General features: G+C 63.7%; 12 protein-coding genes and 1 pseudogene. 8 read left to right on the top strand and 5 right to left on the bottom strand.

Going from position 1 to position 18,849, the window contains the following annotated elements; translation table 11 throughout:
• Positions 1 to 40: 40 nt before the first annotated feature.
• Both AC27VE_RS08630 and AC27VE_RS08625 read right to left on the bottom strand, forming a co-directional pair.
• Entirely contained in the window at positions 41 to 520 is a 480-nt protein-coding gene (locus tag AC27VE_RS08630; RefSeq protein ID WP_488703595.1) for a hypothetical protein, read from the bottom strand.
• A 150-nt stretch (positions 521 to 670) separates the two neighbouring features.
• Positions 671 to 5,854 carry an autotransporter domain-containing protein gene (locus AC27VE_RS08625; protein WP_488703625.1) on the bottom strand — a complete coding sequence of 1,728 codons (5,184 nt, stop codon included), beginning with the start codon at positions 5,852 to 5,854 and terminating at the stop codon, positions 671 to 673.
• Between AC27VE_RS08625 and AC27VE_RS08620 the strand changes: the two genes are divergently transcribed.
• Complete coding sequence (locus AC27VE_RS08620; protein ID WP_488703627.1) at positions 5,853 to 5,993, top strand: hypothetical protein; 141 nt, start codon at positions 5,853 to 5,855, stop codon at positions 5,991 to 5,993. The two genes, AC27VE_RS08625 and AC27VE_RS08620, sit on opposite strands and share 2 nt — an antisense overlap.
• Before the next feature lie 225 nt (positions 5,994 to 6,218).
• Here the strand turns inward: AC27VE_RS08620 and AC27VE_RS08615 are convergent.
• Positions 6,219 to 6,372: pseudogene (locus tag AC27VE_RS08615) on the bottom strand (transposase); the annotation flags it as partial.
• Positions 6,373 to 6,576: 204 nt separating this feature from the next.
• Between AC27VE_RS08615 and AC27VE_RS08610 the strand changes: the two are divergent.
• The 4 genes from AC27VE_RS08610 to AC27VE_RS08595 all read left to right on the top strand — a co-directional run bounded on the left by AC27VE_RS08610 (position 6,577) and on the right by AC27VE_RS08595 (position 13,368).
• Entirely contained in the window at positions 6,577 to 8,550 is a 1,974-nt protein-coding gene (locus AC27VE_RS08610; protein ID WP_488703594.1) for a tetratricopeptide repeat protein, read from the top strand.
• A gap of 332 nt (positions 8,551 to 8,882) precedes the next feature.
• Positions 8,883 to 12,203: an autotransporter outer membrane beta-barrel domain-containing protein gene (locus AC27VE_RS08605; RefSeq protein WP_488703593.1), complete on the top strand. Its 3,321-nt coding sequence runs from the start codon at positions 8,883 to 8,885 to the stop codon at positions 12,201 to 12,203.
• 274 nt (positions 12,204 to 12,477) lie between these two features.
• Complete coding sequence (locus tag AC27VE_RS08600) at positions 12,478 to 12,864, top strand: DUF6152 family protein (RefSeq protein WP_488703592.1); 387 nt, start codon at positions 12,478 to 12,480, stop codon at positions 12,862 to 12,864.
• A gap of 18 nt (positions 12,865 to 12,882) precedes the next feature.
• Complete coding sequence (locus AC27VE_RS08595; protein ID WP_488703591.1) at positions 12,883 to 13,368, top strand: DUF6644 family protein; 486 nt, start codon at positions 12,883 to 12,885, stop codon at positions 13,366 to 13,368.
• A gap of 539 nt (positions 13,369 to 13,907) precedes the next feature.
• Here AC27VE_RS08595 and AC27VE_RS08590 read toward each other — a convergent pair.
• Positions 13,908 to 14,852, bottom strand: coding sequence for a metallophosphoesterase (locus tag AC27VE_RS08590; RefSeq protein WP_488703590.1), 945 nt, complete (start codon positions 14,850 to 14,852; stop codon positions 13,908 to 13,910).
• Between the two features lie 555 nt (positions 14,853 to 15,407).
• Here AC27VE_RS08590 and AC27VE_RS08585 point away from each other — a divergent pair.
• The 3 genes from AC27VE_RS08585 (at position 15,408) to AC27VE_RS08575 (ending at position 17,889) form a co-directional block, all read left to right on the top strand.
• Positions 15,408 to 16,154 carry a lysozyme inhibitor LprI family protein gene (locus AC27VE_RS08585; protein ID WP_488703589.1) on the top strand — a complete coding sequence of 249 codons (747 nt, stop codon included), beginning with the start codon at positions 15,408 to 15,410 and terminating at the stop codon, positions 16,152 to 16,154.
• Between the two features lie 695 nt (positions 16,155 to 16,849).
• Positions 16,850 to 17,059 carry a DUF4287 domain-containing protein gene (locus AC27VE_RS08580; protein ID WP_183012118.1) on the top strand — a complete coding sequence of 70 codons (210 nt, stop codon included), beginning with the start codon at positions 16,850 to 16,852 and terminating at the stop codon, positions 17,057 to 17,059.
• 419 nt (positions 17,060 to 17,478) lie between these two features.
• A complete protein-coding gene (locus AC27VE_RS08575) occupies positions 17,479 to 17,889 on the top strand; it encodes a hypothetical protein (protein ID WP_488703588.1) in 411 nt (136 codons plus the stop codon).
• A 514-nt stretch (positions 17,890 to 18,403) separates the two neighbouring features.
• Here the strand turns inward: AC27VE_RS08575 and AC27VE_RS08570 are convergent.
• Complete coding sequence (locus AC27VE_RS08570) at positions 18,404 to 18,526, bottom strand: hypothetical protein (protein WP_488703626.1); 123 nt, start codon at positions 18,524 to 18,526, stop codon at positions 18,404 to 18,406.
• Positions 18,527 to 18,849 lie beyond the last annotated feature (323 nt).

Below are 18,849 nucleotides of genomic sequence, written 5' to 3'. Positions count from 1 at the left end.
GTGGACACACTTCCGCCCACCAGTGCACGGTTAGACGCAATCAAGCCAGTAGCGCTGCCGTGGCGCGGCCGGCAATCATGTCTTCGAACAGGGCCGCGAGGCTCGGGGCGACCTCGCGGGTGTCCTCGAATTCCGGCTCGATGCCGTGCACGATGCGGCCCGAGTCGCGTTCTATCGCCAGAAATTCGTAATCGCCGGCAACGCTCATGTAGATCGGCGTGTGCTGTTGCCAGAAGTCCAGGACCACCTGCCGGCCGGCGTCGTCCAGCGCGGCATCCAGGCTGATATCGCGCAGGGTGTGCCAGGAAAAGGCGCTGTCCGCAGTGCCGTCATGGTCAGCCGTGCTCAGGAACCAGCGTGTCTGGTTTGCGTTGTGCAGGTCAGTGAATGCCGCCAGGAAAGCGCCATAGCCATGCGCATCGCCCGGCGCGGCCGCCGACGTCGAGTTGGGCGCCGTCCGCAGCACCGTCCAGCCGTGAGCGGCAAGATGATCCAGGAAGCGTTGTGGCTGCGATGTCATGTCGGTTTCCTCGGATCGGATGTCTATGGTATTGCAGTCTGACACTCCTTGGGCACTCCAAGCTTGATTGAGAGAAATCCCAAGCATCGCTTGGGCTTCACGGTTCTCGTCAGGGCGGCCGGGGCGGGTCTGCGTCCCCCCCGGCCCCGATCAGAACCGGTACCGCACGTCCAGCGTACCCGAGTGCTGCTGGTTACCTTCGCCGAACTGCCCGCCGTAGATCACACCCACCGTGGTGCGCTTGCTGACGGCCATGTTCACACCCAGCTCCACCAGTGCGGCGTCGGGTGCGATCGGCACGCCGTTGGTGGTGAAGGACTCGCTGCCCTGCACGAACGACATCGTGCTGGCCGGATCGACATCGCCAAAGGCGTGGCGCCAGCCCAGCGTGCCGATCAACTGGCCCTGGGCACCCGCGCTTTCAAAGGCGCTGCGGGCGTGCAAGCCCACCGTAGCAGTGGTGACGTTGTTGCGGCCGGCCTCCCCGCGCAATGCGGCGTCGCCGCCGGACTCGGTGAAGGCTCGGGTGCGCAGGCTGCTGAAGCCGGCGCCAACGAAGGGTTCAAGCGTGACGCGGTCGGTCAGCGGCATGGCATAGCCAAGTTCGCCGAACACTTGGGACGTGTTGCCGTCGTAGTCGGCCTTCAGCGTCTGGGGCAAACCTGCGGCGTCGGCGTAGCGCTGCGTCTTTATGTCGTGCCAGGTGTAGGACGCGCCCAGGCTCAGGTTGAGCTTGGCGCTGCCGGCATCGAACGCCTTGCCGCCGTAGACCGTCAGGCTATAGCTGTCGGCCTGCGAACTGGACGCGCGGTCGCCGGTCCGGCTGCGGCTGTTGGAATAGCCGACCGCGCCGCCCAGGCGCCAGCCGCCGCCCACGGCCACGTCGCCGCCTGCCGACACGCCGCTGTCGCTCTGCGTGGTGCGAGCGGCATTGCCGTTGCCGCCCAGCGAGCTCCAGTTGCCGAAAACCTGTGCCCATAAAGGCTGCGCGGCCGATTGCGGCAAGGCGGCGGCGTTGCCCAGGCCCAGCTGGGCCGTGGGCACGCCGGGCAACATGCCCGCCCCCAGGTTGGCGCGCAAGCGATTCATCGGGATCTGCACAAAGCTGTTGGCCACGCCCTGCGCCACCGACACCGTGGTCGCGTGCGCCTCGCCAGACAGGCCATTGAACACGTCGGCCGGCGCGCCGTTGGGCAGGTTCAGCACACGTCGGTACAGCGCGCTGTCCGCAGGCAGGCTTTGCAACGCACGCGCCACTGAACGCTGGTTGCCGGTGAAGGCGGCATCGGCGAATTCAATCGGGCGCGTGCCGCCGCCATTGCCGTTGCCGCCGCCGTTGCCGTTATCAGGCACCTGCTTGAGCTGCACCGTTAGATCCACCTGGTTGCTGCCGTAGGCCAGCGACGGCGCCAGGAAGGCAAAGTCGCTGGAGACCGAATCAAACCGGCCCAGCAAGCCGCCGCCAGCCGTCAAAATGGTGTATGTGGTGGACGGCGCATAAGCGCCGTTCTGCCCCACGTGCAGCACTGTTCCTGCCACGTGGGCAGTACCCGTGACGTTGACGCCGCTGTGCTGGCCGTCTGCCAACGCAGCCACGCGATACGACGCGCCCGGCGCCATGGTCAGGTTGCCCAGCACGCTCAAGCGGCCAAGCGGCGTCGCGGCGTTGCCGGGCGCCAACGTGACGCCCGCCCCCACCGTCAGATCTTTCAACGACCCGATGCCGGACACCGTGGTGCCCTTTGTGGTCGCAACTAGCGTACCGCCCAGCTTGCCGTCGACCTGCAAGCCACCGGCCGACAAGGTAGTGGTGCCGGTGTAGGCACGGCTGTCGCCGGTCAGCGCCAGCGTGCCCGTCCCCAGCTTGGACACCGCGCCCGTACCAACGAACACCCCCGCGAACACCGAATCGGTGGCTCGGTTGAACACCAGGCGGCCGTTGTTGATGACGGTGCCGCCCAGCGTGCCGTGATTGGCGCCGTCGCCGACCTCCAGCGAGCCCGAGGCGATGTTGGTAGTGCCCGTAAACGTACTGTCGCCTGTCAGCACCAGCGTGCCGCTGCCTTCCTGGCGCAGGTCGCCCGATCCCGAAATCGCGCCGCCGTAGACCACGCGGTCGCTGCGCTTGAACGCCAGCGTGCCGCCGGGCTGGATGTCGGCGTTGCCGGTAATGCTGCCAGCGGTGGCGCCGTCGCCCACTTGCAGCCTGCCACCGGCCACCGTGGTCGTGCCCAGGTAGGTGTTGGCGCCGGTCAGCACCAGCGTGCCCGCGCCCAGCTTTGCCAGACCGCCATTGCCCGACAAGGATTGCGCCACCGTGAAGGTGTTGCCCGCATCGGCGATGTCCAGCCCGCCGCCGCCCCCGCCCAGCGAGATCGCGCGGGCCGTGTTCTGGAAGGCGGTGCCGGTAATGCGCAGCGTGCCGCCCTGGAAGTCCAAACCGCCCGACGCCGCGCCGAGGTTGGCGTCCGTCGACACTGACAGCGTGCCCGCGGATAGGCGCGTCTGCGCGTAGAGGTTGGCGCCCGTCAGCACCAGCGTGCCCAGGCCCGTCTTGTTGACGCCGTTGCCAGCCACTACGTTGTCGAGCGTCGCAGTCCAGTTTGCCGATTGAGCGCTACCATTGCCCACGCGCAACTCGCTCAATGCCCCCCACGGCGGCGCCACCAGGTTGAGCGCGTCACCATTCAGGCGGTAGCCGTCGCTGGCGAATTGCACGCCATTGGCCATGATGGCGCCTGCGGCGGAATCCACGGTGACCGTGCCCGCCGTGCCGCCAAAGATCGCGAACCCATTGACCGGCGAAAACGTCGAAGTCAAAGTCGCCGCGGCATCCGTCCAGTTGAAATAGTTCCTGGACCAGATGCCGGACCCGCCGCCCAGCTGCGACGACGTGGCCGTACGGTCGGCGTTCCAGATATTGAGCGTCAGGCCTGCCGAATTGATCAGGTTGATCTGCCTGGATAGGGTCAAGATCTGTAAGGTCTGTCCAGCCGACAGACCGGTGATGCCGCCGTTGGCCTGGAGCAGCGAGCCGGTGTAGTCGAACAGGCGGTACAGGCCGGCGCCGTAGCCGCCCGCGTCGTGGATATTGAGCTGGGTGCCGTTCAGGGCCAGATCACCGTTGACCTGCACGCTGTGGCCGGCGCCCGCTGCACCCGAGCTGCCCGGCGCGCCAAGCGAATAGTCCATCTGGCTGCCCTCCGCCAGCGTCAGGTTGCCATTGACGGTGAAGGTGCCGCCCGAGGCGCCGGGGGCCAGGCTGCCGCCGGACCGCACGGTCACGTCGCCGGTCACCTGGCCAAAACCGCCGAGCGACGCGCCGCTAGCCACCGTCACCGAGCTGAGCAGCCGCGCGCCGGCGTCGGCGGACGTGCCGCCTACCCATAAGGCGCCCGCGTTCAGCTGGGTCGCGCCGGAATAGGTATTGACGCCGTTCAAGGTCAGCGCGGCGGTCGTGTTTTTGGTCAAGCCGCCGATGCCGGTGATCGCACCGTCGTAGGTGCCCGCGCCAAGCGTCAGCATGTTGGCCCCCAAGGTCACGCGGCCGCCTGCGGCGCCGTTCAGCGTGCCCAGTGCGGTATTTGCCGCGGCCGAGATGTCGAACTCGCCATCAGCCCCGACCTTCACGGTGGAACCGGCCGCCAGGCTGCCGCCCACGCCCAGCGCCAGCGTGCCGGCCTGGATGTCCACACCGCCGGTGAAGGTATTGGCGCCAGTCAGGGTCTGCCTCTGGCGTCCGCTCTTGATCATCCCGCCCGTGCCTTCGATCACGCCGCCGAAGGTCTCGGCGCTCAGGTTCTGGAGGTTCAGCTTATTGGCGCCCAACAACACCGAGCCACCCGTGCCGGACAGGCCATTGACGGTCTGATTGGTGCTGTTCGACATGTCCAACACCGCGTTCGGGCTCAATGTCAGCCGTGACAGCCCGCTCAGTATCCCGCCCTGAGCAACCCGCAGGGTGCCGGCCTCGATGGCCGTGGCGCCCTGGTGGCTGAGCGAACCGGCGATCGTCAGGACGCCGGTCCCTTGCTTGGTCAGGTCGCCTGAGCCAGACAGCGCGCCCGTATAGGTGCCGTTTGCCGCGCTGGAAAAGACCACCGTGCCACTATTGTCGATAGCGCCTTGCAGGCTGGTGCTATCGCCCTTCAGCGTCGCTCCTGCGACGACCGTGGTGCTGCCGGTGTAGTTGTTGGCGCCTGTCAGGGTGACGGTTCCGGTAGCCGCGACCTTCAACGGACCGGTGCCCGTCAACACGCCGGACAGCGTGAGGTCGTTGGTTCCACCCGCGGTCAGGCCGCCGTCGCCCAGCGTGAAGGTGTTGCCCATCGACACTCCGGCGGCGGACGCGCCGATGCTGCCGCCCCCGGCATTGATCGCGCCGATGCCCAACCCGCCGCTGGTGTCAACGAGCACCGTGCCGCCATTGAGCGCAATGCTGCTGCCGGCGGACATCAGCGGACCGCCCGACAGGCTCCAGGTGCCGCCAGTGACGGTCAGACGGTTGAAATTCAGGTACGTGCCGGCGGCGACGCTGGTCGTCAGGCCCCGGTTGGCCGTATCGGCGAACGTCAGTGAATTAGTGCCACCCGCCCCGCCATCCACCGTGCCCGGCTTTGCAAAGAGCAGGCCCGGCACCACGGTGATGGAGATGGTCCCGGTGGTCAGGCCCTGCGCGCTAATCGACGAACCCGACTCGGCAATAAAGGCGTTCTTGCTGTTCGCCCCCATCGACACGCTGCCGTTGATGACGCCAGCATTGGTGAAGCGATTGCCCAGGAACGCGCCGGCCGATTCAAAGGCGACGCGGCCGTTGATGGTGCCGCCGATGCCGTTGGTGAAGGTGGCCACGCCGCCGCCATAGATCGCCACGGCCGCCATATCCGCGCTGAGGCGGGAGCCGCCGGCCAGCGCCTTCATATCGATGGTTCCATTGTTGGTGACATTGGTCACCCCGCCCAGGCCGTTGTGGATGGACAGCGCCATTCCCGTCAGGTTAGCCGCTTGCGAAAAGTAGGTGTCGTGGCTCGAACCACGAATCAGGCCGGTTGCCTTGTTCTCGACCTCATAGGTGCCAAATCCCGCCGTTGTCGCTTCCGGCGGACCCATGACCAGGCCCGAAGACAGCACGCCAAGGCCGGTGCCCAATGCGTACACGTCGATCTTGCCGTTATTGGTTACGGACACATTTCTGCCCGACAGCTCCATGGCCGTGCCGCCGATGCCCAGCAACGTGCCCACTTCGGCGCCCGGGTTGAGCGTCAGAGTCACACCGTCCAACACGCTGGCGTAAGTCGGCAACAGCGGATTGGCCGCCCCGGAGCACGTAACCATGAGGCTTACCGAGGAACAGCCCGCCTGCGCCGCGGCCCCCCACCCGGCCAGCCCCAGCCCCAAGGCCGCGGCCACCGCGCGCAATCGCCACCGCACTGGCGCGTACACCGCCGTCGGCGCAGCGCCGCCGCGCGGCTGAGCCGCCAGCTCAGACACAGGCTGCCACATGCGCATAGCGCGGTTCCATACCAGGCGGTACACGTGATTCAAGGCCTGCTCCTCCGAACGAAGCTGCAAATGATGCGGGGCGTCCGCGACGCGGAACGCCCCAGGGCGGTGACGGCAACGATGTGGCGGGCGCCAGCCCGGCGCGACACCATACCATTTTGCAACTTTCTTTTACAAGTCAGAAAAATACTGGCGAACGCCTTGTCCAACGACAGGTCCGCGACTAGGCGCTCGAGTCGATTGCATTCCTCGTCAAGCTGGCAAAGTCGTCGCAGCTCCGAGGGCCCAATCCCCCCGAATTTCTTCTTCCAGTTGTAGAAGGTGGCTTCGCTCACGCCCCCTTGGAAACAAGGCATCCTTGGCAGATTTCGTGTGCCATCGCTCCGGGCAGGATGCTCGCGCCCACCGCAGCTACCGCGCCCACGTCCAGCCGCGCATGCGCCCCGTCCCACATGCTGGCCGGCAACCGGCATGGCGCGCACCCAGGGAACAACTAGAATCCCCCCTCCTCGTTTTCATCCAGGGCGGCCGTAGCGGCGGCCGCTGGTATTTTCATGGCCCACAAGCCCGCACCCCCAAAACCGCAGGCAGGCAAGCCGCTTTCCCTGCGTGAGGCCATGCAGCAGGCGCACGCCCACTGGAACGCCGGCCAGGCCAACCAGGCCGAGGCGCTGTGCCGCCGGATCCTCGCCGCATCGCCCGGGCAGGCCGATGCCTCGCACCTGCTGGGCTTGATCGCGCACGCCTACGGCAAACCGGCGCTAGCGCTTGATCTGCTGCGGCAGGCATGCCGGACAGCCTCCGCGCCGGCGGTCTATTTCGGCAACTTCGCCGAGATCTGCCGTCAACAGGGCCTGCTCGCAGAGGGCGAGGCAGCGGCGCGGCATGCCACTGCGCGTGATCCCGGGCTGGTCATGGCGTGGAACAACCTCGGCATCATCCTGCAGGAGGCCGGGCGCCACATCGAAAGCGCCGGTTGCCTCGAGCGGGTGGTACAGATGCAGCCGCACAGTCCGGAGGCGCGCAACAACCTCGGTAACTCATACGCGGGCATGAACCGCCTGCATGATGCGCACGAGCAGTATGTCCAGGCGCTGGCACTCCGGGCCGACTATGCAGAAGCCCACAGCAACCTCGCTTTCGTGCTGGGCGAGTTGGGCGACCATGACGCGGCCGCAATCGCCGGCCAACGCGCCATCGAATGCAACCCACACCTGGCCAACGCCTACCTCAATCTCGCCGGCATCGAAGCCGCACGGTCGCGGCCGCAAGAGGCGCTGCGCTGGCTTGAGGCGCTGCAGGCCTTCGCGCCGGCCCATCCCAAGGCGCAGGAACTTCGGGCGCGCCTGCGCACGGAGTGCGCCCCGCCGAATGCAGCGGCGCAGGAACTGGCTCGCCAAGCCAGCAGGTTGCTAACGCAACGGCAGTACGCCGAAGCCGAACGCCTGCTCCGCGCAAACATCGATCCGCGCGGCGCACCCACCGCGCTGTGGCGGCTGCTCGGGCTTGCGGTCAAGCATCAGGGACGCATCGAGGAAGCGACCGAAATCCAGACGATGCTCGCCACGGCCATGCCGGGCGACCTGTCCGCACGCTTCGATCTTGCCGAGACGCTCCTCCTGCAAGGGGATTTCGAACGCGGCTGGTCTGAATACCGCTGGCGCTACAGTCTGTCCCACACCGCCGCCATGGACCGCAAGGTGCAGCGGCCGCGCTGGGGCGGAGGCCGCATCGCCGGCCAGACACTGCTCATCCATGACGAACAGGGCTACGGCGACACGCTGCAATTCATACGCCTGGTCAGTGCGGCCCGGGACCGCAGCGGCGCTCGTGTCGTGCTGGAAGTGCATCCCGACCTGTTGCCGATCGCCCAGCGACTCGTCGGCTCGGACGCCTTCCCGCGCGGCCAGGTCCCGCCGCCGTTCGACGAGCACTGCGAGTTGATGTCCCTGCCCATGGCGATTGGCCTGCGCATGGCCGACCTGCCTTGCCAGGTCGCATACCTGTCGGCCGATGCGGCCCGGGTGGAGAAATGGCGGCAGCGGCTTGCCGGCTTGCCGCGGCCTTGGGTGGCGCTGGCCTGGGCCGGCAGACCCACGCATTCCAACGACGCCAACCGCTCTCTTGCCCTGGCGGACCTGGCGCCGCTCGCCTTGCCGGGCATAACGTATCTCGCCATCCAGAAAGGCCCTGCCGCAGCCCAGGCTGCCGCGGCGCCGCCCGGCATGAACATCGTGGCGCTGGACACGGAGATCACCGATTTCGAGGACACCGCAGCCATCCTGTCCTTGGCCGACCTGCTCATCTCAGTCGACTCGTCACCCGCGCATCTGGCGGGCGGGTTGAATCGCCCCGCCTGGGTAATGCTGCCCTTCCTGCCTGACTGGCGCTGGTTGTTGCGCCGGTCCGACACGCCCTGGTATCCGTCGCTGCGGCTTTTCCGCCAGCACACGCCAGGCGACTGGAAGACGGTCCTGCACGAGGTCGGCCAGGCCCTGGCAAGGCGCTTCCCGGGGACTGAGGCCTGAACAGCCGGGTTCAGCCATTGGCCAAGCCGGCGCGCCGACCGCGCCAAGCGAAATTAAGCCCGAGATTCACCCTTGTTGCGCTCTTTGAAAATCCGCCTTCGCCGGTAACGTGCAAGGTGCGATCGTGCGCGTACCGAACGGCCGCCAGTCTGACCTCGTACCCTGGCGCCTGCAGCGTGGATTGCCCATTGCTTCTCCGGTTGCCGCCAGACACCCCATGACATCGCCCCAGGCGGGAGCTTGCCTTGAAGCTGAAAAACCGAAAAAAACGTACCAACTTCTTTTCCAAGGCATCCGCGTGGGCCGGCTCGACGGCGCCCCCTGCCCGCTCGATGCAACTTCTGTCGGGTGTTTCTTTCGTGGCCGCCAGCCTGCTTCCCGGCATGGCCCATGCAGCGGCGTGCGTCGCTGTTGACTTCCCGGGCAACACGACCGTCGTAGGCCAAGTCAATTGCATCGATTGGACGCAAAGTAACCTTAAGGTCAACAACGTCGGCATCATTTCCGGCGAAAACATCGGTTTGCACGCCTCCATCACCAACCCCGGCGCCACGCTGGAGAACTTCGGCACCATCGTTGGCACGCTGGCCGGCCTGCAGAACGACGCCATTTTGTATGAAGTGACCAACAACGTTTTGCTCTCATCCACCGGAACGGGCGTCACCGTAGCGGGCATCGTGAACTCCAGCGGCGCAAGCATCACCCGCGTGGTCAACACCACCGGCGCCACCCTCGCCGGGGCACGTGCTGGGCTTTTCAACGAGGGCACCATCGCCGCGCTCAGCAATTCCGGGATGATCTCCAGCAACAGTACCTTCGGAGGGACTATTGCGGGGATCTGGAACGACGGCGGAACGATCACCAGCTTGACCAACTACGGCACCTTGCAAAGCGCCAACATCGGCGGTTTGCTTCAGGGTTTCGGTGTGGTCACCGAAAACGGCGCCATCGAAACGCTGGAGAACGGCGGGCACATCGTGGGCCAGCTCGGCTTGCTGGCGCAGGACAACGGGCGGGTGGGCACACTCACCAATTCCGGAACCATCTCGGGCGACATCGCAGGCATCTTCATGGATGCCAGCACGGTCGGCACCATCACCAACACGGGCCTGATCGTGGGCGCGCCCAGCAGTGCCATGGGCGGATCGTTCGATGCCGGCATCTACCTTTCGCGCGCCAGTACCGTGGGCCTGATCAACAATAGCGGCACCATCACCGGCCGGAGTGCGGCGATCCAGATCGATAGCAACAGCGCGATCGGTACGATCGCCAACAGCGGTCTCATCGCGGGCGACCTGACCTCCGCCAGCACCATTCCTCTCGCCATCGCAGGCGGCAGCGGCACCGTCGTCGGCACCCTCACCGGCGCGAGCGGCGGCCTGGGCGGGGCCGACAAAGGTCTCATCAAGGTGACGGGCGCGAACCTGGTGTTTTCGGGCGGCAACCTGCTGCTGAACGACGACATCGCCGCGGTGGGCCGTTCCGTCATCAACAGCGGCGCGACCCTTCGAATCAACAACCCCATCACCGTCACGGGCAACTACTCGCAGACAGGCGGCGGGCTGGCATTCGCCGTCGCCAACCCGGCCAGCCATGGATACCTGACCGTGAATGGCACGGCAGCCATCAACAATGCCGCGATCAGCCTGAACGGTACCGGATTGGCGGAGGGCCAGACCTACGCGGTCGTGCGACCGACAGGCTCCAGCACATACGGCAACAACACGGCCTTCGTCTCCACCAACAACGGCCTGCTCGCCCGTCTGAGCGACGTCAACGGCGCGCTGACCGTGACGTTGGCCGCCGACGCCCGCCGCCATTACTGGGACGGCGCCAACACCGTGGCCGACGGCACGATTGCCGGCGGCTCCGGCACGTGGACGGCGAACGGCACGAACTGGACCACGACCGACGGCACGACCAACGGCTCGCTCGACCAGACCGATGTGCGCCCCGTCTTCGGCGCGACGGCGGGCACCGTGACCGTGGATACCAGCCATGGCCCGATCAACGTCACAGGCATGCAGTTTTCCACCGATGGCTACCGCGTGACCGGCGGCCCCGTCGGCCTGGCAGCGGCCACCTCAGCCATCGAAGTCGACGCCAACGCCACGGCCATCATCGATTCGGAGCTCAAGGGCAGCGGTGCGCTGGCCAAGACCGGCGGCGGCATGTTGATCCTGAACGGCGTGAACACCTACTCCGGCGGCACGTCGGTGGAAGCAGGCACGCTGGAAATCGGCGATGCCGACCATTCCACCGCCAGCATTCTGGGAGACGTTGCCGTCGGCAGCGCGGGCACGCTGCGCGGCCACGGCTCCATTGGCGGCAACGTCATCAACAACGGTATCGTGCGCCCCGGCGGCTCCATCGGCACGCTGACAATCAACGGCAACTACACGCAGTCCTCCACGGGCACCCTGTTCATCGACGTCAGCCCTACCACCGCATCGCAACTGAAAGTAGGCGGCACCGCGACACTGGGCGGCACCCTGAATGTGCTGTATGGTCCCGGCACCTATAGCGCGACGTCCTACCGCATTGTCGACGCGACGAGCGTGACCGGCCGGTTCGCCAGCGTCACCAGCAACGCGCCGGCCGAACTGGCGCAGAGCGTGCAGAACCTGGCCGACGGCAGCACCCTCAGCCTGGCCGCCGGCAGCGGCGACGGCGGCAACACGGGCGGTGGCACTGTCGTCATCGCTCCCACCAACGCCACCATCTTCGGCGCCGTCGCCTCGGCCGCCCTGCGCGAAGGCCAGCGCGTGAACGACACGCTGCTCTCGCGCCTGGGCCAGGATTGCGCCGAAGCCTCGTCCGCCGCCAATTGCGCGCGCCCCAGTCGCCAGGCATGGGCCCAGATCGTCTCCAACACCGTCCACGTGCGCGGCGACGACAATGCGCCCAGCTACAAGGATAGCCATTACGGCTTCCTGGCCGGTTTGGATCAGCAAGTCGGCGACTGGACGCTGGGCATCGCGGGCGGCTACAGCCATGTCGACGTCACCGAAGACGAAGCCAGCGGCAAGATCGACACCCTGCGCATCGCCGGCTACGGCAGCCGCCGCCTGGGCGCCGTGAACATCGCCGCGACGGTGGGCGCCGCCTACGATTTCCTTCAGTCGCGCCGCTCTTTCGCCGGTCTTGGCAAAGCCCGGGACGACTCCGCGGGCCAGGAAATCACCGCCGGCCTGCAAGCCAGCCTGCCCCTGGCCGCGGGCCCGGTCACGGTCACGCCGCGTCTCGGCCTGCGCTACCAGTACTTCCACGCCGAGCGCTTCAGCGAAACGGGCTCGACCCGCCAGAACCTGGACGTCAACGCGCAGGATTTCAACAGCCTGCAACCCTACGCGCAACTGGTCGTGGGACTTCCTTTCAGCATGAAGGCGGACAAGCAGGCCGTCGTCCAGGTTCAAGTCGGCTACGCCTATGAAACGCTGGACACGAACCGCGGCTTCCGCGCCACGGCAAGCGACGGCACGGGCTTTACGCTGCCCGGTGTGGCGCCCACGCGCGGCATGTTCTCGGCCGGCCTGGGCATGACGTTGCCCGTCAGCAAGGCAATGGACCTCACCGCCAGCTATGATCGGTTGTTCGACACCGGCAACGTGTCGGGACAAGCCTTCCAACTACAGGCGATGTACCGGTTCTAAGGCAAAAAGCAGAAGGCCCATGCCATCCCATGGGCCTTCTGCTTTCACAATCAAGCGAACGCCTTCAGCACCAGTCGGCGTACCCGGCGGCGCCACCACCACGTCAACCCGCCCGCGAATGCCAGCCAACCTTGCACGAGCCTCCGCTTCACCTCCTCCCGGAGGTGCCCGCCGTGGCAGGAACCGCTGTACCGCTGCTATGCTTGGCTCACTGGCCGCCCCGCCGCAGCGCCGTGCCATGGCGTCAGCCTGACCGCAACCCAGGAGCATCGACATGAAGCTATCTAAACGCGCGTTATTGGCAGGGCTGGCGCTATCCGCGCTGTCGGCAGTCGCCCCCCCGGCCCTGGCGCATCACGGGTGGTCGTGGGCGGAATCCGAACAGATGACCTTGCAAGGCACGGTTGAGCAGGTTCAGGTCGCGCCGCCTCATCCCACTTTGAGGGTGCGAGCCGACGACGGTGTCTGGGTGGTCGAACTCGGCAATCCCGCCCAGACGAAGGAAGCGGGCTTCGTCGAGGGGTCGGCCAAGCCGGGCGACCCCATCACCGCCATCGGCAACCGCGACCAGGACGCCAGCAACAAGCGCATGAAGGCCGTCCAGGTCATGGTGGGCGGCAAGACCTACGACATCTATCCCAGCCGCATCAAGAAACCCTGAGCCCCACGGCCTTCAGCCATGCCCGAACTGCTTCGGTTGGCACTGGAACAGCTTACGGCCCTGCCGCCAGCGCTGTGGCTGCGACGGTCCGCAACGCTCTACCTTTTGGTCAACGCCGCTCATATCGGTGCCATCGGCCTGTTGATCGGTTCGATCGTTCCGCTGGACTTGCGCCTCCTCGGCGCCCTCAAGCCCACTTCCTTGGCATTCCTGGCGCCCGTGCTGGCGAGGACAGCCGCGCTCGGCCTGGCTCTGGCCGTACTGACCGGCGCCACGCTGTTCACCGTGCGTCCGCAGGAATATCTGCAGAATCCGGCATTCGTGATGAAGATGGGCTTGCTGGGCGCGGGCGCGATCAACGCCTGGCTCGTGCGCCGGGGCGGAGCATGGGGGCAGGTTTTACAGGGAGGCCGCCCATCCAGCGCGCTGCGCTGCCAGGCCGCCGTCTCGCTGCTGCTATGGACTGGCTGCCTGGTCGCGGGCAGATGGATCGGGTTCCTGTAGCCCGCTGTTCGCCTGAACCGGCTAGGTCAGGGGCTGGCGGCGCATTTGCTACGCCCAGTCCGCTTCGGGTCGCAAGCGGCCGTTGCAACAACGGAGTGGGTCGAGAGCAACCATCATTGGGCAGGTGTGCCAGCCCTGCATGGCCAATACCGAACCAGGCGGACGTCATGTGCCGCTCAGGCGCCTCGCGTCGCCAGCAGCGGGCAACGGCTCCATTCGGGGGAGAGCCGCGCGTCACCCTGAACTTGACACAGGGAATCGGACCTCCAGAGGTGAAATCCGGTGTCGAAGTTCAGCGCGCTTGGGAATGACATCACCGCCAAATCAATAAGTTATGAAAAGTTCGTCATTGACGTTGGTCCCATTGCGTCATTCAAGTTGGGATTTTGCTCAAAAAATGTCACCTAACTTGGGATTTTGATCAGCGACGTTAATGAAGGCCATTCACGGACGGCCCCGCTAGAATTGAGATCACTCGGCTACGCCGCTCATCAAGAAAGATGAGGTCAATCCGGTTCGCAGCGAATTTCTCGACGGCTTTATCCTCTTTCCCAGACCAGGTTTTCGTTAGACAGCACGTCTTCCCCATCCCAGCGGTAAGCCACCAACGGCCCTCCGGCAGCCGCCGACCAGTCCAAGCAGGCAAGCTTCCCGCTCTCGATCCTGGGCTGCCCCTTGAACCAGTGATGGCCGATGAAAATAGGCGCACCGGCAATGGGAGTCCGGTTGAAGCTCTCAGGCAAGGCCAAGCCGCGAATCTGCTCCTCTTGACCCGCGGGAACCAAGGCGACCTCATGCAAAGCACTCGCCCAATCGCGCCAATTGGCCAGCCGCACCTCATGATGACGGTGCCCCTCCTTGTCCTCGATGTAGCGGCCCGCAGGCAACGCCAGCACCATCCCTGATGTGACCAGCTTCCTGGCTCGCTCCAGATCCGAGCCGTCTTGATGAGTGGCCAGCAGCACGGTATCGTCAAGTGACTTGCCGGGCGTCCATCCGGCATCAGCCAGGGCGTTGACCGCGCCGTCGTCCCAACAGGCGTGCGCGACGCGAATGCCGCCCAAATCCAGGCAAGGCGGCAATTGCCGGAACCAGGCAACCCAGGCAGCGTGCTCCGGGCTGCCCTCTCCAACCTGCTCAATGAACGCCCGATGTTGCTTTCGGTTCTTGCGGCTCGTCTCCGAATTGCCACGATTCGGCCGCAGGAACTCGCCAGGATTGTGGGGATCTTCGGTGGCGTAGCCGATGGCGTTGAATTCATGGTTGCCCATGATGCGCAAGGCGTGGCCGTCATCCATCATGGCCCGGACAATCTCCAGGACCCGGCGTTGCCCCTGCCCTCGATCCACCAGGTCGCCCAGGAATACTGCCTGACGACCATGGGGAGCTTTATAGCCCCGCCCTGCCGGCACATATCCCAGATGGCGGAGCAGACCTTCAAGCTTTAGATCTTCGCCATGAATATCGCCGACGACGTCGTACATATGCACTCCATATGCTGCTCTTGGGCTTGAGTTTAAATCTCTTTCCCGCCAGGCCATGATGCACTTCCGGAAATCACCAACACCCTCCAGGTCATTTATTCGGCGATAAGTCAATGCTGCCGCAGATCGTCTGGAGTTGGACGAGCCCAACGCCGTGCTTCGACCGCGCCTCCGGCCGCATCTACATCATGCACAGCCAACGCGACTGGCAACGCCCTTGGCGCTCGTTTCGCATCCCCGTTTCGGTCCAGTCGTTCGACTGGCATGGGGCCGGTACTTTCAACCACCGAACTGGCCCAGCTTAAAGTAGCGATGGCTCATCCGAGAAGATTGTGATGGAGCCGCCGCTTTAGTTGATAAAGGCACAGGCGTCAGCTTAGATCTGGTAAAAACTGAGCCGGGTATTGGAATAAGAATGCTTCTGATGCTCCAGCGACAAGATCACAAGACCAGAGATGTGCATTAGCTCGGTTAAGCTGATTTGACGTGTCACGAGGGAGATGTGTTGTGCTGTACGCAGGACATCATCAACATACAACTTGAGAAGATAGGATCATGACCCAGCCGCATTCAACACGCCCACCCGCTTACGCACTGAAGATACGGTGTACACCTGCGATGAAGCTTCTCTTTACGTTGGGCCTTGCAACGCTATGGACTGGTGCCCAAGCCGCTAGTTTTGATTGCAACAAGGCCGTGGGCACGACGGAAAGGTTGATCTGTAGCGATGCCGAAACATCCGCGCTGGATGGAAAATTGCGAGGGGCCTATGAAACAGCACTAGCCGCAACCGATGCCTATGGCAAGAAAGAGTTGACTAAAGAACAGCGCAACTGGATTAAATACGCTCGTGACATTTGTCAAGACAGCGCCTGCCTGCAGCAAGCCTACACAACCCGCATCGCCATGCTAGCGCGTAATGAGGAACATATTGCCGATGGCGAGGTGTACTCAGACTGCAAGCTGCCGGGCAACCAAACCATTAGTGGCGAATGCGTTAATGTTGTGTCGATTCGTGATCCCAACTCCCGTGTTGAATCGTTCAACCAATCGTTGGCGCATCAGAAGCAAAACGGCCGAATCATCGGTTGTAGTCGGCTGATTGATCTACCGGTTGGCGTCGCTGGGAGTAATCACAGTTTTGGCGGCTCCTGCGTATTGCAGGAAGGTACGCAGCGCAAGAACGTGAGTATCTGCAACGACGATATGTTCGGGCATTTCCAAGTGGAGCCATCCACGCCACAGGATGCCTCAGACAAGCGCTTGGTCGACTTTACTTACGCGCAATGCTATGGCGGTTGATGGTAGGCGCCTGGGCCTATCCGTGATTTTGTGTGCGAGGCATATCATGAGGACTAACGATCATGGATATGCCGATGAAGAAGATACGCACAGCAGCCGCCCAGGCGGCGGCCCGTGGGCCGCTGCATGAAGTGCCGGCCGAGGCTGCTTGAGATAACACCGGCTTGGGGCCGGTGTCAGGTGAATACCATCTCAGTACATGTAATCACTGTTCGATATAGCAAGGAGTCCGGTCTCCCCAGGCATGTCGCGGGAATAACGTGACGGCAGAGTAAGTCAGTGGCTAAGCCATCCTCAGTGCTCATCCCGGGCGTGCCACACCCGAAGCACGCACACCGGCCCGCGCAGCCTTCTCGAATGCCTCGCAATCCTGGCGCACCGCTTCCAGTCGCAGGCGTCCCGACTCTGCGGCCAGATACTCAATGGCCGCAGTCAGACCGTTCCGGGATTTGAATAATTCGTCTTCATCCACGCGTCAGGACCCCGTCCTCCGAAATCGCGCAGATGCGCTTCTGGGACCGAATCCATTTTTTTGAAGACCGGTTTTGGCCAGGAGCGGCCCTTCGTTTCTGCGCCAGAATCCGGTCAAAAATAGTCCTCTAGGCAGGGGGAGGCAACTCGGCCAGAATACCGGACCAAGGCTTTGGCCTCAGGCCTTGCACGAACCCCACTTCCATCCATTGACGGAGCATTCCATGGTTGAGACATCCAAGGTAAAAGGACCTGCCTCCTACTTTCCTTCCATCGAAAAGACTTATGAAAAGCCAATAACGCATTGGATGGACATTCTTCAGAATGCGGGTCCGCTAAAACACATGGAACTCGTCAACTGCCTAAAGACGCAGCACCAGATCGGTCACGGTCACGCAAACGCCTTAGTGGCGGCGTTCCTCGCGAAGAAGTAGCGCGTGAAGAAACATGCCGGAGGATCATCCGCTACAAATCAGACTTGCTCGGCGAAGTTTGAACGGCAGCTTTGGGGCGGAAGCGGAAATCCGCATGGGACAGCTACCGGCCAGGAACGGTCGCAGGCGAACGGGCTCCGTATGGTGTGCAAGACGCACTCAAGAGCTATTCGTGCCAGAGGGGTAGTACCCGAATTTAGGTGCACGCAGGGCATTGCTATTCGCGAGGATCGCAGTGCCGGCTTGCGTTGCGGGCATCTGACACCCCTCGCGCCGCGCGAATAGCGCCCGTCGCTTGCCGGATGCTATCTTGCCCTCTAAACGTAGGCGCCATTCAGACACAGTCAGCGTGCGCGCACATCGCACTTCGGGTCGAATGCGATGGCACTACCATCCGAACAAATTAGGGCTCACTGAACATGCTTACAGATATCCTGGTTGCCTCGACTGAAGACATCCCCGCGATTCTCTCTGGCGAGTCGGCCAACTGGCCAATCTTGAAGTTCAAAGCTTTGGACAACATGGTGCTGGCCGGACTATGGTCCGCGCTCGGCGGAACGACCGCTACAGAATTTGAAGGCGAAAAGCATCTTCGTGCGCACACTCAAGAGCGATGGGTCTTCGAGTTCCCAGAGGACTTTGTGCGCAGGCTTTCAGCCGCGCAGCCAGAAGCCGTTCCAGGCATATCGGCTGTCTGGGCCAAACACGACGAAATGGTGCACATGGGCGCCGATGGTCCGGCCATCGAGCCGGTTGTTGAAGCTTTGACTAAGTTTGCTCGGGAAGCGACGAGCCAAGGAAAGCGTCTCTTCCTTTCGATGAGCCTCTAATCGAATGACTGCTTTCGGGAGAGTCGAAGGACTGCTCAGGGTCGGGAGCGGCCCGTTGCCAACAACGGAGTAGGTCGAGAGCGACCATCGTTGGTCAGCTGTATTCGGCATGCATGGCCAATACCGAACCAGGCGGGCGTCGTGTGCCCGTCAGTTGCCTCGCGTCGCTAGCCGCAGGCAAGCCTCCATCCCGGGGAGAACGGCGCGTCACCCTGAACTTGACACAGGAAATCGGACCTCCAGAGGCGAATTCCGGCTGGATGCCGCGCCAGTCCTTGTATATCGAAAATTCTCGATTCCCGAACTGGATGACGTAACTCCCCAGTTGGATGAATTTCGACAGCAGGCTCATCAGAAAGAAGGTCTTTTACCCCTGGACTCTATGTCGGTGCTGTCGGAGTTCATTGAAGCCGGGAATATCATTCGTTAAAAATCAATAAGTCAGATATTTTTGGTTCACTGAGTTTAGAATACTTGGTTCACTCAAGATGAGAAATTAACCTCAATGGTTCATTTAACTTGGGAACACGTCATTCCAAGGACATTTCGATTGGTACTCGCTGCGCGACTCCTGCACCAGGCGCACCGCGCGCTCGCGCACTTCAGGGGAAAACTTGTTCGCGTTGTTTTTGCTCATGGCTCGCATTTTCTCAAGAGAAGGAGCCTCCGCAAAACCGGGGGCCATTCACCAAGGTGGCTGGAGCCCAGGGCGAAGTCACTCTTGTGCGACGGCACTCGCTATGGTTCTTCAATGAGATCAAACACGCTGTGAACACGCTTACACGAGCCGCCCCCCCGCTCGTCGTTCCAGCTCTTGAGCGTACCTTCCTGGTAGCCCTTCATGCAGTCGCGTCCGGTATATTGGATAGGTGTTCTGGTACACCGGGGTATTATGACCCCGCTCGCCAGTCAAATCCGCGCGCATTATCGCTTGTCGCTTCTTCGAGGACAATCACATTC

The sequence above is a fragment of the Achromobacter sp. 18P8.1.1 genome (assembly GCF_057799415.1).
The sequence above is the reverse complement of the archived record's forward strand: the minus strand, read 5'-3'. Positions and strand labels throughout refer to the sequence as shown.

What these genes read in the sequence shown, in the direction of transcription:
- AC27VE_RS08630 (WP_488703595.1), bottom strand. Translation starts at nt 520, where the DNA reads ATGACATCGCAGCCACAACGCTTCCTGGATCATCTTGCCGCTCACGGC.
- AC27VE_RS08620 (WP_488703627.1), top strand. Translation starts at nt 5,853, where the DNA reads ATGAGGCTTACCGAGGAACAGCCCGCCTGCGCCGCGGCCCCCCACCCG.
- AC27VE_RS08625 (WP_488703625.1), bottom strand. Translation starts at nt 5,854, where the DNA reads ATGGTTACGTGCTCCGGGGCGGCCAATCCGCTGTTGCCGACTTACGCC.
- AC27VE_RS08610 (WP_488703594.1), top strand. Translation starts at nt 6,577, where the DNA reads ATGGCCCACAAGCCCGCACCCCCAAAACCGCAGGCAGGCAAGCCGCTT.
- AC27VE_RS08605 (WP_488703593.1), top strand. Translation starts at nt 8,883, where the DNA reads ATGCAACTTCTGTCGGGTGTTTCTTTCGTGGCCGCCAGCCTGCTTCCC.
- AC27VE_RS08600 (WP_488703592.1), top strand. Translation starts at nt 12,478, where the DNA reads ATGAAGCTATCTAAACGCGCGTTATTGGCAGGGCTGGCGCTATCCGCG.
- AC27VE_RS08595 (WP_488703591.1), top strand. Translation starts at nt 12,883, where the DNA reads ATGCCCGAACTGCTTCGGTTGGCACTGGAACAGCTTACGGCCCTGCCG.
- AC27VE_RS08590 (WP_488703590.1), bottom strand. Translation starts at nt 14,852, where the DNA reads ATGTACGACGTCGTCGGCGATATTCATGGCGAAGATCTAAAGCTTGAA.
- AC27VE_RS08585 (WP_488703589.1), top strand. Translation starts at nt 15,408, where the DNA reads ATGACCCAGCCGCATTCAACACGCCCACCCGCTTACGCACTGAAGATA.
- AC27VE_RS08580 (WP_183012118.1), top strand. Translation starts at nt 16,850, where the DNA reads ATGGTTGAGACATCCAAGGTAAAAGGACCTGCCTCCTACTTTCCTTCC.
- AC27VE_RS08575 (WP_488703588.1), top strand. Translation starts at nt 17,479, where the DNA reads ATGCTTACAGATATCCTGGTTGCCTCGACTGAAGACATCCCCGCGATT.
- AC27VE_RS08570 (WP_488703626.1), bottom strand. Translation starts at nt 18,526, where the DNA reads ATGAGCAAAAACAACGCGAACAAGTTTTCCCCTGAAGTGCGCGAGCGC.